This is a genomic window from Streptomyces sp. NPDC047706 (assembly GCF_043204795.1).
Lineage (GTDB): Bacteria > Actinomycetota > Actinomycetes > Streptomycetales > Streptomycetaceae > Streptomyces.
In genome coordinates, this window is sequence record NZ_JBIDCW010000014.1 from 94,143 (window position 1) to 107,707 (window position 13,565).

The 13,565-nt window shown below is 71.7% G+C and carries 13 protein-coding genes, 1 pseudogene and 1 riboswitch; of the genes and pseudogenes, 1 reads left to right on the forward strand and 13 read right to left on the reverse strand.

Annotated elements, in window-relative coordinates; genetic code table 11:
- Nucleotides 1–208 precede the first annotated feature (208 nt).
- The 13 genes and pseudogenes from ACGF8A_RS18510 to ACGF8A_RS18570 all read right to left on the reverse strand — a co-directional run bounded on the left by ACGF8A_RS18510 (nt 209) and on the right by ACGF8A_RS18570 (nt 13,122).
- Nucleotides 209–1,222, reverse strand: coding sequence for an exopolyphosphatase (locus ACGF8A_RS18510; RefSeq protein WP_393109349.1), 1,014 nt, complete (start codon nt 1,220–1,222; stop codon nt 209–211).
- The gene (locus ACGF8A_RS18515; protein WP_393109351.1) at nt 1,219–1,818 is read right to left on the reverse strand and encodes a DUF501 domain-containing protein; all 600 of its coding nucleotides are present in this window, start codon (nt 1,816–1,818) and stop codon (nt 1,219–1,221) included. The genes ACGF8A_RS18510 and ACGF8A_RS18515 overlap by 4 nt, the downstream gene beginning before the upstream one ends.
- A 41-nt stretch (nt 1,819–1,859) precedes the next feature.
- Nucleotides 1,860–2,336 carry a septum formation initiator family protein gene (locus tag ACGF8A_RS18520; protein ID WP_393109353.1) on the reverse strand — a complete coding sequence of 159 codons (477 nt, stop codon included), beginning with the start codon at nt 2,334–2,336 and terminating at the stop codon, nt 1,860–1,862.
- A gap of 110 nt (nt 2,337–2,446) precedes the next feature.
- Nucleotides 2,447–3,727 (reverse strand): phosphopyruvate hydratase, encoded by a 1,281-nt coding sequence (gene eno / locus ACGF8A_RS18525; RefSeq protein ID WP_393109355.1) that lies wholly within the window; start codon nt 3,725–3,727, stop codon nt 2,447–2,449.
- A 315-nt stretch (nt 3,728–4,042) separates the two neighbouring features.
- Nucleotides 4,043–4,738 carry a transglycosylase family protein gene (locus ACGF8A_RS18530; RefSeq protein ID WP_393109357.1) on the reverse strand — a complete coding sequence of 232 codons (696 nt, stop codon included), beginning with the start codon at nt 4,736–4,738 and terminating at the stop codon, nt 4,043–4,045.
- Between the two features lie 3 nt (nt 4,739–4,741).
- Nucleotides 4,742–4,921, reverse strand: a riboswitch (cyclic di-AMP (ydaO/yuaA leader).
- Between the two features lie 205 nt (nt 4,922–5,126).
- Nucleotides 5,127–6,257: a transglycosylase family protein gene (locus ACGF8A_RS18535; protein ID WP_393109359.1), complete on the reverse strand. Its 1,131-nt coding sequence runs from the start codon at nt 6,255–6,257 to the stop codon at nt 5,127–5,129.
- Between the two features lie 144 nt (nt 6,258–6,401).
- Nucleotides 6,402–7,700, reverse strand: a complete 1,299-nt coding sequence (locus ACGF8A_RS18540) for a cytochrome P450 (protein ID WP_393109361.1) — start codon at nt 7,698–7,700, stop codon at nt 6,402–6,404.
- The gene (locus tag ACGF8A_RS18545; protein ID WP_393109363.1) at nt 7,697–8,773 is read right to left on the reverse strand and encodes a nucleoside triphosphate pyrophosphohydrolase; all 1,077 of its coding nucleotides are present in this window, start codon (nt 8,771–8,773) and stop codon (nt 7,697–7,699) included. The genes ACGF8A_RS18540 and ACGF8A_RS18545 overlap by 4 nt, the downstream gene beginning before the upstream one ends.
- 67 nt (nt 8,774–8,840) lie before the next feature.
- Complete coding sequence (locus tag ACGF8A_RS18550) at nt 8,841–9,485, reverse strand: SurA N-terminal domain-containing protein (RefSeq protein ID WP_393109365.1); 645 nt, start codon at nt 9,483–9,485, stop codon at nt 8,841–8,843.
- Between the two features lie 144 nt (nt 9,486–9,629).
- Entirely contained in the window at nt 9,630–11,120 is a 1,491-nt protein-coding gene (locus ACGF8A_RS18555) for a serine/threonine-protein kinase (RefSeq protein WP_393109501.1), read from the reverse strand.
- A gap of 38 nt (nt 11,121–11,158) precedes the next feature.
- Nucleotides 11,159–11,758 (reverse strand): hypothetical protein, encoded by a 600-nt coding sequence (locus ACGF8A_RS18560; RefSeq protein ID WP_393109367.1) that lies wholly within the window; start codon nt 11,756–11,758, stop codon nt 11,159–11,161.
- A gap of 201 nt (nt 11,759–11,959) precedes the next feature.
- A pseudogene (locus tag ACGF8A_RS18565) lies at nt 11,960–12,359 on the reverse strand (N-acetyltransferase); the annotation flags it as partial.
- 46 nt (nt 12,360–12,405) lie between these two features.
- Nucleotides 12,406–13,122, reverse strand: a complete 717-nt coding sequence (locus ACGF8A_RS18570) for an HNH endonuclease family protein (RefSeq protein WP_393109369.1) — start codon at nt 13,120–13,122, stop codon at nt 12,406–12,408.
- A gap of 151 nt (nt 13,123–13,273) precedes the next feature.
- On the opposite strand from ACGF8A_RS18570, the gene ACGF8A_RS18575 reads away from it, so the two are divergent.
- On the forward strand, nt 13,274–13,459 hold the full coding sequence (locus ACGF8A_RS18575; RefSeq protein ID WP_393109371.1) for an antitoxin: 186 nt from the start codon (nt 13,274–13,276) through the stop codon (nt 13,457–13,459).
- The last annotated feature ends 106 nt before the right edge of the window (nt 13,460–13,565 follow it).

The window sequence follows — 13,565 nt, forward strand, 5'->3', positions numbered from 1 at the left end:
GGGTGTGACGGCCGAGTCCGCCGCGGCACACCCGTACCACGAAGGCCACGTCCGTCCAGCCGGCCCCACCACGGCTACGGCGGCGACGGCGAGGAGTGCGGCGGAGTCATCGTCCTCCTCTGCGACTGACGGACGGCCGGCGCGGGCCGGGACGAACGGCCCCGGCTCCTCATCACAGGGAACCGGGGCCGTCGCGCGTTCCGGGTGCTCATCCCCGATCGCGTCCCGCCCCACCGGGAAAGGAGACGGCGTCGCGCGCGCCCCGGGCCGGCGCCCCGCCCGCCGCCGCGTGGAAGGCGATGCCGTCGAGGATGTCGTGCTCGCTCACGACGACCTCCTCCGCGCCGGTGCGTTCCATGATCGAAAGAAGGACGAGGGCCCCCGCGGCGATCACGTCGACACGCCCGGGATGCATGGACGGTACGGCGGCGCGCTCGGCGTGGGTGGAGTGCAGGAGCCACTCGGTGATCTCGCGGACCCGGTCCCGGCCGATCCTGGAGTGGTGGATGCGGGCCGAGTCGTACTCGGGCAGGTCCTGGGCGATCGCCGACACCGTGGTGACCGACCCCGCCAGCCCCACCAGCGTCCTGGCCTCGCGCAGCGGCACCGTCTCCTCGGCCAGGTCGAGGGCGGCCTCGATGTCCGCCCGCATCGCCGCGATCTGCTCCTCGGACGGCGGGTCGGAGACGACCCCGTCCCGGACCAGGTGACGCTCGGTCATCCGGACGCAGCCGACGTCGACCGACCGGGCCGCCCGGACATGGTCCTCGCCGACGACGAACTCGGTCGAACCACCGCCGATGTCCACCACCAGGTAGGGCCGGTGCAGATCCGTCCGGCCCGCCAGCTCCTTCGTCGCGCCGGTGAAGGAGAACTCGGCCTCCGCGGCGCCGGTGATGACCTCGGGCTCGACGCCGAGGATGTCCACGACCCCGCGCACGAAGTCGTCCCGGTTCTCGGCGTCCCGGGATGCGGAGGTGGCGACGAAGCGGACCCGTTCGGCGCCGTGCTCCTTGATGATCGCGGCGTACTCACGGCAGGCCGCGAACGTCCGCTCCAGCGCCTCGGGGGCGAGCCGTCCGGTGCGGTCGACGCCCTGGCCGAGCCGCACGATGGTCATCCGGCGGTCCAGATCGACCAGTTCACCGGTCGCCGGGTCCGCGTCGGCCACGAGCAGCCGGATGGAGTTCGTACCGCAGTCGACGGCGGCCACGCGGGTCACTTGCCGACCCCCTCGTTCGTCTCGTTCGTCTCGTTCGTCTCGTTCATCTCGTTCATCTCGTTCGCCGCCTCGTTCGTCTCGTCCGCCACGGTCACGCACGCGCCCTTGCGCCACCACTCCGGCAGCAGCGCCAGGGCCTCGTCACCGAGCGGGTTGACGCCCGGCCCCGCGGCCAGGCTGTGCGCGACGAGCACGTGCAGGCACTTCACCCGGTCCGGCATGCCGCCAGCGCTGGGGAAGCTCTTCAGCTCCTCGATCTCGTCCCGGCGCCGGATGTAGTCCTCGTGGGCGGCGCGGTACGCGGCGGCGAGCTCCGGGTCGGTCTCCAGCCGGGCCGTCATCTCCTTCATCACGCCCTCGGCCTCCAGCGTGCCGATGGCCGACGAGGCCCGCGGGCACGTCAGGTAGTACAGCGTCGGGAAGGGCGTGCCGTCGGGCAGCCGGGGGGCCGTCTCCACGACGTCCGGCTGCCCGCACGGACACCGGTGCGCGATCGCGCGCAGTCCGCGCGGCGGCCGCCCGAGCTGCTGCTTGAAGGCCTCGACGTCGGCGTCGGTGGGCTCGGTGCGCGGGGTGGGCGGCGGGGGCGTTTCCATACCTGTCTCTCTGTTACGTTCACCGGCCGGAGGCGACCGGCTCAGCGGTGGGCGGCGTCGGACTTGTCGACCCCGTCCCAGACGTTCGCGTACCAGGGGCGGTCGGCCGTGCCCTGGTCGGAGCGGGACTGTGTGGCGGCGTCCGGGTCGATCACGATGTAGCCGGTCTCGCCCGGCATCACGTAGTGCAGCCGCTGCCGGATCTGCTGCTCCGCGTACGCGTCGTCCTGCCAGCGTGCCTTGAGGTCGCGCAGTTCCTCGACCCGCGCCTCGGCCTGCTGCTTCTGCCGGCGCAGATCGTCGATCTCGGCGCGCTGGGCGACGTACTGCCTTATCGGGTAGGCGAGCGCGACGACCAGTGAGCAGACGACCAGGGCGAGCAGGGCCGCGCGTCCGGTGAGCCGGGAGCGGCGGGCCTGGCGGCGGGTCTGGGAACGGTAGACACGGGCCGCGGTCTGCTCGCCGAGCAGCCTGAGCCTGGTCGCGGTGGAGAAACGGTCGCGTTCCTTCACGGCCATCTGGCTCTCGCCTCCCCATGCCTGCGTGGTGCACACGCGCGTACGTCCCCGCACACGGTACGGGACCGGGTGCGGGGACGTACGTACGACGCTTCCTACGAGGGCGTCGCTCAGCCCTTGAAGCGCGGGAAGGCGCTGCGGCCGGCGTACACCGCGGCGTCGTCGAGGATCTCCTCGATGCGCAGCAGCTGGTTGTACTTGGCGACGCGCTCGGAGCGGGCCGGGGCGCCGGTCTTGATCTGGCCGCAGTTGGTGGCGACGGCGAGGTCGGCGATGGTGACGTCCTCGGTCTCGCCGGAGCGGTGGGACATCATGCACTTGAAACCGCTGCGCTGGGCCAGCTCGACGGCGTCCAGGGTCTCGGTGAGCGAGCCGATCTGGTTGACCTTGACCAGCAGGGCGTTGGCGGCGCCGTCCTCGATGCCGCGGGCCAGGCGCTCCGGGTTGGTGACGAACAGGTCGTCGCCGACGAGCTGGACCTTGTCACCGAGCTTGTCGGTGATGGTCTTCCAGCCCTCCCAGTCGTCCTCGAACAGCGGGTCCTCGATGGAGACGAGCGGGTACGCGTCGACGAGCTCCGCGTAGTACTCGGTCATCTCGGCGGCCGTGCGGTCCTTGCCCTCGAAGGTGTAGACGCCGTCCTTGTAGAACTCGGAGGCGGCGACGTCGAGGGCCAGGGCGATCTGCTCGCCGGGCGTGTAGCCGGCTTCCTTGATCGCTTCCAGGATGAGGTCGAGGGCCTCGCGGTTGGAGCCGAGGTTCGGGGCGAAGCCGCCCTCGTCGCCGAGGCCGGTGGCCAGGCCCTTGCCCTTCAGGACCTTCTTCAGCGTGTGGTAGACCTCGGCGCCCCAGCGCAGGGCCTCGGAGAAGGACTCCGCGCCGATCGGGGCGATCATGAACTCCTGGATGTCCACGTTGGAGTCGGCGTGCGAGCCGCCGTTCAGGATGTTCATCATCGGCACCGGCAGCAGGTGCGCGTTGGGGCCGCCCAGGTAGCGGAACAGCGGCAGGTCGCTGGCCTCGGAGGCGGCGTGCGCCACGGCGAGCGAGACGCCGAGGATGGCGTTGGCGCCGAGCGAGCCCTTGTTGTCGGTGGCGTCCAGGTCGAACATCGCCTGGTCGATGAGGCGCTGCTCGGTGGCGTCGTAACCGACCAGCTCCGGGCCGATCTGCTCGATGACGGCGAGGACGGCCTTCTCGACGCCCTTGCCGAGGTAGCGGTCGGGGTCGCCGTCGCGGAGCTCGATGGCCTCGAAGGCGCCGGTGGAAGCGCCGGACGGAACGGCGGCACGACCCGTGCTGCCGTCGTCGAGGCCGACCTCGACCTCGACCGTGGGGTTGCCTCGGGAGTCCAGGATTTCCCGGGCTACGACGACGTCGATGGACGGCACGAGCATCTCCTTCGTGGATGTGACGCGGTTTAGCAGGACCGCAGCGGCTCTGCGAGACGAGCCTAACCGGCTCCGTGCGATCGGCCAGCCGGTCGCCCATCTCGTGGACGGAACCGAGAGTAAATTGTTTCCGAACGAAACAAAGACGCCGATGCCCAACGGTGACACAAAAAGCCCCGCCCCGGCGCGTACGGGGGAACACGCACCGGGGCGGGGAGCCCGTGAGGACGGGGGGAACCCTCACGGGAGCCTGAGTGGCCTCCGGCGTGGAGGCCACTCATGTGAGGGCGCTGAGGGTCGGCTGCGAGTCCCCTCTTACTTCAGGTGCAGCTGCTGGCCCGGGAAGATGAGGTCGGCGTCCTCGACGATGTCCTTGTTCAGCTGGAACAGCTTCTCCCAGCCGCCCTTGACGTCGTGCTCGGCGGCGATGGTGCTGAGGGTGTCACCCTCGACGACCTTGTACTCGCCGTCGCCCTTCTTCACCTTGTCGCCGGTCGGCGTGGTCACCGTCTCCTTGGCGGCCGGACGCTCCTGCGAGCGGGACGCCGGCTGCTCCTCGGTCGCACGCGTGCTGGTCTCGGTGCTCTGCTGAGTGTTCTGCTCGGCGCTCTGCGAGGAGCCGCCGCCGGTGTACGCGGCGTTCGACAGGCTCTTGCCGCAGACCGGCCAGGCGCCCTTGCCCTGACCCGCGAGCACCTTCTCGGCGATCTGGATCTGCTGCTCCTTGGAGGCCTGGTCGGCCGTGGAGGCGAACTGGGTGCCGCCGTACGCGGCCCAGGTCGAGGCGGAGAACTGCAGACCGCCGTAGTAACCGTTACCGGTGTTGATGGACCAGTTGCCACCGGACTCGCACTGCGCGACGGCGTCCCACTCGGAGGCCGTGGCGGCGGAGGCGCTGCCGGCGGCCATCAGCGGCGCGGCGACGGCGGCGGCACCGGTGACGCCGACCGCGGCGATCGCGCGAACGGTCCTGGACGGACGACGGTGCTTGCCCTTGCTGGAAAACAGCATGGTCGATCCCCTCACCGACGCCTGCGAGGTGAGCTGTCGGGTTCGGGCCGGTTGAGTTGCCCGGCCACACCTCCCCGGGAGGCGCGGCTTCACCCCGAGCCGGTTCCGGCGCTGAGTCTCCTCAACTGCCGGGCCCGGCACTTACCTTGGGTCCCCCGCTCCTGCCTACGGCGCTTGACGCGACGACTGTTCCCGGGCGGCCGCTGGCAGGATTCGGCGTTGCGGCGACCGGGGCTCGCGTTGACGAGCGGTCATGACCGTAGACAGGCGATCGACGGAATTTCAAAGACGATCAGGGCTTCTGAGACTCATCCCACACTTTCGCCAAAACGGACATTCGGCTCGAAGTGTGACGCGAACTCCCGCTACCCCCAGGCCGATTCCGGGCCTACCCGCCGGCCGGCTCCGCGCCCACGTTGAGCTCCTGACCGGGGACGATGTGGTCGGGGTCGGCACCGAGGGCACCCTTGTTCCCGGCGTACAGCGCGGCCCATCCGCCTTGCACGTCAAGGGAGTCGGCGATGCTCCAGAGACTGTCGCCGTCCCGGACCGTGTACGAACTGTCGACGGCCGCACGGGTGCCGACGGCTCCGCGCGAGGCGTGCCGCCCGGCGGACTCGCCGACCCGGCTGTCACCCTCGTCCGCGCTGCTCCCACGGTGCTTGCCGGTGCCGAGGGCTCCGGTGTCGGTGAGGTTCGAGGTGCTCGGCGTGCTCGAAGGCACGTCGAAAGACGGGGAATTTGAGGGTGTTTCGCCCGATTCATGAGATTCACCGGAGCTGGGGGATCCGCTGGAATCGGGAGAGGTGGATCCGTCGGTCTCCTGCGGAGCGGAACCGCCGGACGGGCCGGACTGACCCGATTCACCGGATCCACCGGGTTCGCCGGATTCAGTGGAGTCAGTGGAATTCGTGGGGTTTGCCGGATTCGACGACCTCGTGGAATCCGTGGGCGCACTCGAACCGTTCGACTCATCGCCGCCACCGGAGCCGCCGGAACCGCTGGAGCCGTCCGCATGGCCACGGCCGGACGAGTGGGACAGGCCGAGCGAGTCGGACAGACTTCCCGAACCGCCGGATCTCGCGTGCGACGGCGTACTGGAGGCGTCATCGGCCACCCCTGTGTCGACCGCGGCCGACTCGGTGTCCACGTCGAGCCCCACCAGCGGCCCACAGGTCGCCCACGCGCCGACGCCCTGGTCCGCGAGGACCTTCTCGGCGACGGCGATCTGCTGCGAACGGCTGGCCCGGTCCGCGCTGGTGGCGTACATGAGGCCGCCGTACTTCTCCCAGTCCTGCTGGGAGAGTTGCAGCCCGCCGTAGTAGCCGTTACCCGTGTCGGCGCTCCAGGAGCCACCGGTCTCGCATTCCGCGACCCGGTCCCAGGTCGTTCCGCCGGCGGCGCTCGCACCGGTGGCGCCGAGGAGCGGGATGGCGATGGCGGAGCCGGTCACTCCGGCCGCGACGACGAGAGCGGGTGCCTGGCGGGGGCGACGGTGACGACCGTTCCCGGAGAGCATGCGGGGACCTTTCGCGCGACAGCGGGGACCTGCGCGGCGGGTGAAGCAGGGGGCCGCGCTGATGGGTGAACGTATAGGCAGACGATCACTTGTCACAAGTTAATGCCGCACAGATCACGTGAAGATCACATAGTTGAAAGTGCGTCACGTTTCCTGCGCAGGCGTGAACTCCACCGGCAGCGTCCGCAGCCCCCGCATGATGAGCCCCCCACGCCACCGCAATTCACCCGGATCCACCGCGAGTCGCAGGTCCGGGAGGCGGGTGAGGAGGGTGGCGAGCGCGGTCCGCCCCTCCAGACGGGCCAGCGGCGCGCCCAGGCAGTAGTGGATGCCGTGCCCGTAGCCGAGGTGCTGGTTGTCGCGGCGCGCCAGGTCGAGGGTGTCCGGGTCCGCGAACCGCTCCGGATCCCGGTCGGCGGCGGCGAGTACGACGAGGACGGGGTCGCCGGTCTCGATGTCCTGGCCGCCGACGGTGAGCGGCTCGGTGGCGAACCGCCAGGTGGCGAGCTCTACGGGCCCGTCGTAGCGCAGGAGTTCCTCGACGCCGGTCTCGAGCAGGGCCCCTTCGCCGCGGGCCAGGGACTGCTGGAGGCGGGTGCGCTGTCCGGGGTGGGTGAGGAGGGCGTAGGTGCCGTTGCCGATGAGGTTCACGGTCGTCTCGAAACCGGCGAACAGAAGGATGAACGCCATGGCCGCCGCCTCGTTCTCGGTGAGGTGCTCGCCGTGGTCGGAGGCGCGGATGAGGCCGGAGATCAGGTCCTCGTCGGGCCCGGGTTCGGCGGGGAGCGTGGCTCGTTTGCGGTGGATGAGCTCCAGGAGGTAGCCGCGCATCATCTTCACCGACCGCGCGACCCCGCCCCGCGGCCCGCCGCCGTGCCGGATCATCATGCCCGCCCAGTCCCGGAAGTCGTCCTGGTCCTCGCGGGGAACACCGAGCAGGTCGCAGATGGCGTAGATGGGGAGCGGGAAGGCGAAGTCGTGGATGAGGTCGGCGGAGCCGTCGCGGGCGAACCGGCCGACGAGGTCGTCGGTGAGTTCCTGCACCCGCGGGGCGAACTCGGCGACGCGGCGCGGTGTGAACGCCTTCGAGACCAGCCGGCGCAGCCGGGTGTGGTCCGGCGGATCGATGTTGAGCAGATGCGTCATCAGCTCGGCCTCGCGCTCACCCGGGATACCCGTCTTCCCCTTGGCGTGCGCGGGCTCGTCATGGTGCGCGGGGTTCTTCGACAGCCGCGGGTCGGCGAGCGCCTGCTTGGCGTCGGCGTACCGCGTGACCAGCCAGGCCTCCACCCCGCTGGGCAGCTGCGTCCGGTGCACCGGGGCGTGCTCGCGGAGCCAGGCGTAGGCGGGGTAGGGGTTGGTCGCGAACTCCCAGGTGAAGAGTTCGGGCGCGGGAGTGGAGCCGGGCGCGGGCGGGTCGGGGTGGTGGTGCTGGTCGGTCACTCCTCGACGGTATCCGCAGCGTCGGACCCGTCACCGAGAGCCTCGTCGGGCAGGCCCTGGGGGCCGGTCCCCTCGGTGGCCCGCACCGCGTCCCGGTAGGCGCGCGCCGCCGCGCGCAGGGCCGCCTCGGGGTCCACGCCCTCCGCCTCGGCGCGTGTCGCCAGTGCCAGCAGCTCGTACCCGACGCCCTCGCCGGACGGCAGCGGCACGTCGATTCCCGCCGTGCGCACCCGGGACGCCAGCTTCGCCGCGAGGGCCAGGCCGGGCTGGTGCAGTGGGATGCCCTCGGTCACCGAGGTCCGCTGCTTCTCCTCGGCCTTCGTGCGCAGCCAGTGCTCCTTCACTTCCTCCGGGGTGGACGCGGTCTCCTCGCCGAAGACATGCGGGTGGCGGTGGATGAGCTTGGTGACGATGGTCGCGGCGACGTCGTCGATGGAGAAGGGGGCGTCCGGGTCCTCCTCGGCTATCCGGGCGTGGAAGACGACCTGGAGCAGGACGTCGCCCAGTTCCTCCCGGAGTTCGTCCCGCTCGCCCTCCTCGATCGCCTCGACGAGTTCGTACGCCTCCTCGATGCCGTACTTCGCCAGGCCCTCGTGGGTCTGCCGGGACGACCAGGGGCACTCGGCGCGGATGCGGTCCATGACCTGGACGAGGTCGAGGAGGCGGGCGCCGGGCAGGTCGTAGGAGGCGGGCAGCAGCTCCAGCTCGGGCATGTGGACGCGCCCGCTGCCGGCGAGCCGCGCCAGGCCGTCCGTGAGGACGGGCTCGCCCTCGCCGGTGGCGACGACCACCACGGTCCGCCCGCCGGCGCACAGGTCGATCAGCTCCTCGGCGGCCGGACCGGCCGCCTGAACGGATATCCCCGCCTCCCGCAGATACGGGAGCTGCGGATGTGCCCCGTCGGCGCACAGCACACGGTCGGCGGCGTGCAGTGCCTGCCAGGCGGGCCAGGAGAGCAGGCCGGGGGCGACGCGGTGACTGGTGGTGAGCAGGACGATGCGCCCGGTCTCCGGGCGCGTGGGGGCACTGCCCTGACCGCCGTCAGGGGGGCTGCCGAAGCTGGTTGCGTTCACGCTCCGAACGTAACCCACGCCACCGACAGGCCCGCCCGTTGTCCACGCACGGGCATCCGCGAACCCGCTATGCCGGGAGCTGTCCCTGCTGCGTGATCTCCCGCACCCACGGGGTCTTCACGTCCACGCGGCTGCTCTTGCGCACGTCCCAGTCGCCGTAGCGCGGGTTGAGGTCGATGTTCAGCTTCCGGGAGGCGTCGGACAGGGCGTTCCAGAACGCCGGCTGGCTGGTGTCGGTGCCGAGCTTCGCGGCGAGCTTCTGGGCCTCCAGCTGAAGGCGGAGGTTCTCCTCCAGGCGCCCCGGCGCCACACCGTACTGCTGGAGCCAGGTCGTCTCCAGCGCCTTCGCGCCGCCGACCTGCTCGCGCAGCCCGTCCTGCATCTCCTGGACCTCCTTGCGGCTGACGGAGATGCCGGCGTCCTGGGCGGCGCGGTGCAGCACCCGGTCCAGGACCATGCTGTGCAGGGTGTCGCGGGTGAGGGTGCCGGTCTTGGCGATGGCCTGCGCGTACTGCGCCTCGTCGGCCACGGCCGACCGCTGCGCCTCACGCACCTCGTTGACGCGGGTCTCCAGCTGCGACACGGTGATCCGCTGCCCGCCGACGACGGCCGCCGCGCCGGGGTGCGCGTCGCTGCCGCAGGCGGTGAGGGCGGGCGCCGAGGCGATCGCGGCGGAAAGGAGGAGCGCGGTGCGGCGACGACGGCGGTGCAAGGGGGACCTCCCGAGGAGATTGTGCGACGGTGCACAAGGTCTTGCGGTGATCGATGGTAGGCAGCAGTCCGGCTTTGGCCAACCCATTCGACCAACGATTCACCAGGACTTCGGGCACCGCCGCGCCGTCCGGCTGCCGGGGGACTATCCGCGCACCTGTCCCAGCCATTGCAGCGTCCGCCGCACCTCCACCGCCAGGGGATGGCCCGTCCCGCCCGTCCGTTCGACGTCGTGCAGGAGCCGTGCCAGCGTGTCGTGCGCGGCGGCGCGGTCCCCGAGGGCCAGCAGAAGGTGGCCGATGCGGCGGCGGACGTCGTGCGCGAGCCGGGGGTCTCCGGAGACGTACTGGTTCTCGTAGTAGGGCAGCAGCGCCCGGTACGCAGCGAGCGCGGCCGCCGGATCGCCGAGCTGTTCGAGACACTGGGCGGCCTCGTAGCGGAACCGGAGGGACTGCGGGTCGGCCTGGCCGGCCTCGGCGGCGCGCTCGTCGGCGAGGCGGCGCAGTTCGGGCAGCGCGCGGCGGTACTGGCCGTCGTCCATGAGCGTGGCGGCGTACTGCTTGCGCAGCGTGCGGACCACCGGGGAGTGCTCGCCGTGCTGTTCGGCCGCGGTCGGCAGGATCGCGCCGAGGATGTCGACGGCCTGGGTGATCCGGCCCTCGCCGAGGAGCCGCTTGACCTCCTCGACGGCGCTCGCGACGTCCCCCGTCCCGGCGGCCGGCGGGGCGGGGGCGGGGGCGGGCTGGGGCGCGGGGATGCGGGCGCGGTCCGGCCAGGGGGCGTGCGGGCGGACGAAGGGGCGCGTGGGGTCGAGGGCCGCACCGCTGGGGGTGCCGCCCGCGGGCAGCAGCGGTGAGAGGTCCTCGTACACCTCCTGCGCGGAGCCCGGCCGGTGCTGCGGGTCCTTGGCGAGCAGGCGCAGCACCAGGGCCTCGAGGGCCTCGGGGACCTCGGGGCGGATCCGGCGTACGGGGACCGGGGGCTCGTACAGGTGCCGGTGCAGCACACCGAGCGCAGTGGACCCCGCGAAGGGGACCTCGCCGCTGAGGAGTTCGTGCAGCACCACACCGAGCGCGTACAGGTCCGTGTACGGGCCGACCGCGCCGCTCATCGCCTGCTCGGGCGCCATGTAGGCGGGTGAGCCGATCGGCGAGCCGGTGTGCGTCAGGCGCGTGGTGTCGGTGTCCATGACGGAGGCGACACCCAGGTCGAGGACCGTGACCGTGCCGTCCTGCTTCACCATGACGTTGCGCGGCTTGAGGTCGCGGTGCACGATCGGCACGGCGTGCACGGCGCTCAGCACGGCGCACAGTTGCGCGGCGACCGCGACCGCCCACTGCCACGGGTACGGGTCCCGCCCGGCGAGGTGGCCGGAGAGGTCGACGCCGTCGACGTACTGCATGACGAGGAACAGCTCCTCGGCCTCGCTGCCCGCGTCGTGCACCGTGACCAGCCCGGGGTGGTCGACCTGCGCGGTCACCCGGCACTCGCGCACGAAGCGCCGGCGCAGCTCGGCGGCCTCCTGACCGGCCACCTTGTCGGGGCGCAGCAGCTTCACCGCCACGCGCCGGTCCAGCCGCCGGTCGTACGCCGTCCAGACCTGGCCCATGCCGCCCTGCCCGATGAGCGTGGCCAGTTCGTAGCGGTCGGCGACGACACGTCCCGTCGTCACGGTCACCTTCCGCCCTCGTGGTCGCCGTCGCGTGGGCCGCCCTGCTTGCGGAGGTAGTCGCTGAGCTCGTCCAGTTCGGCCCGGACCTGGTCGATACGGGCGGGGGCCGGGCGCTGCGGGGGCGGGGTGGGTATCGGCGGCCGCGGGTGGGGGGTGTGCGGGCTGTGCGGGGGGTGGGGCGGCGGTGTCCGGGGCGGCGTCTGGGGCCTGGTCGTCGCGTCGGTGTACGGCTGCTGCGGGTAGCCGTACGTCCGGGCCGGCGGGGGGGCGTATCCGGCGCCGTGCCGCAGCTGGTGGAAGTGGCGCACCTCGGCGGCGAGGTAGTACGAGAGCACCGCCACCAGCGTGCCCAGGAGCAGCGCGAGGCCGGTCCAGCCGGCCGGGGTGTGGATCTCCTCCCCGGGTTCCGAGCCGAGCAGGACCACGGCGAGGATGTCGATCGCCAGCACGGCCGCGAACAGTCCCCAGTCCAGCGCGCGCCGGGTGACGATCGCCAGGCGCAGCAGCATCGTCCACGTCAGGAACCCGAGGCTGAGGACGGAGATCGCCACGAACAGCACACGCACGAGCACGAGCCACGCCGTCGGGGGCGGTTGTTTCACCGGCTGCGTGTAGCCGTGGCCATGCATTGCTGCTCCTGGTGCCTGAAGTGCGGGTACGGGGCGGGCGCCGGAGGCGCCGGCCGTGTGACGGTCGCTTCGAGCGTATAGCTCGACACCGACAACCCGGCACGGTTGTACCGAACCGTTGTCACACTGATCACTTCGTACGGGTCCACGCACCCGGTCCGGGGTGCCGGTGACTCAAAGGGAGCGCCGCGTCCCCGGATTGGGCTCGACGCAGACCGCGTAGCCGCGCTCCGGCTCCCACCGGACCGGCACCAGTGCCCGGCACCTCGATGTCGCCCGCCGTGTCGAAGGGCGGCCGGGTCCAGCGGCGCCGGCTCTCCAAGGGCACCACGTCCCGGGGCCGCCACCGTCGTGGACGCCGGATCGACGGAGTGGAGCGTGGCTCCGGCGCGCGCCTGCACGCGCGCGCCGGGGATCGTGCGGGAGCCCGTCGGGACGGACCCGGCGGGCGTACTCCTCCATGGGCGTGCGCGGTTCGAGGTGCGTGGCGCCGGGGCGGACGGGGGCGACGACCTCGCGGAACCCGGGGGCACCGGCGATTCTCGCGCATCGCCGCGAGCATCCGGGCTGACAGGACAACCTCCGCCCGGGCGGAACGGACTCCTCTCCGCCTGCGGGCCTCAGTCCGCGTGGAAGCGGGGCGGCGCCTGGATGGGGTTGCCGCCGGTGGGCAGTCGCTGCCCGCGGCAGTCGGAGAGCACCCCCGTCATCGCCAACTTCTCGGCGGACGTCACCCACAGCCCGTACTTCTTCTTCACGGCGACCTGCGCGGCGACGTACGTGCAGCGGTACGCCCGGTTGGGCGGCAGCCAGGTCGCGGTGTCGCCGTCCCCCTTGGAACGGTTGGTGCCCGCGTCGACGGCCACGAGATTGAGGGGGTCGTTGGCGAAGGCGATGCGCTTGCCGGGGTCCCACTGCTGGGCGCCCTTCTGCCAGGCATCGGAGAGGGCGACCACATGGTCGATGTCCACCTGGCTGCGGCCCCGCGTGAAGGTGACGTCCTCGCCGGTGTAGGGGTCGGGGTCCAGCGTCCCGGAGGACACCTTGCAGCTGCCGTCGCTGAACTCCACGCCGATGAGGTCCCGTTTGAGTATGTCGTCGCGGGTTCCGCAGTCGTTGGAGTCGGTGTCCGCCCAGGGCGAGCCGAACCGGTCCCGGTCGTAGCCCGTCTTGGGCGCACGCCCCTTCACCGGCAGCGCCTGCGCCGCCGCGAGAGCCGCGCCCCCGCCGGCCGGTGCCTCCGGACTCCCGGTGCCGGTGGCCCCTTCCGTGCAACCCGCCATGACGAACAGCGCGGCGGCCCACGCGGCCGCCGCCCCACCCCTCAGACCCCTCATGTGCGCCCCACCCCTTGCCGTGCTCGATCCGGCCCCACTGCGTGGAGACACGGTATCCGTCGAGAGGTCCAGACCATAGAGAGCCTCTTGGGGCATACCTCCCTTTCCCGGCGTATCGTCGGTGCTGAGACACCTCTGGAAGGAGCTCTGGATGGGCATCCTCGACAGGTTCAAGAGCCACAAGGCGGCGCAGGACAAGGCAAGGCAGATGTCCGACGCCGCGGAGCAGAAGGCCAACGAAAGGACGGGCAACAAGTACGAGAGTCAGGTCGACGCCGCCCAGCAGAACATCGAGGGCCGGGTCGGCATGGACCGCGACAAGCCCGGACAGCAGTAGCCAGGACACCCACGGGGGACATCCGGGCCGCCCGCGCGGGGCGCCTCGCCCCGGCGGCGGTCCGTCACTTGTGTGACGTCACCTGTCCGACTCACCTGTCCGACGC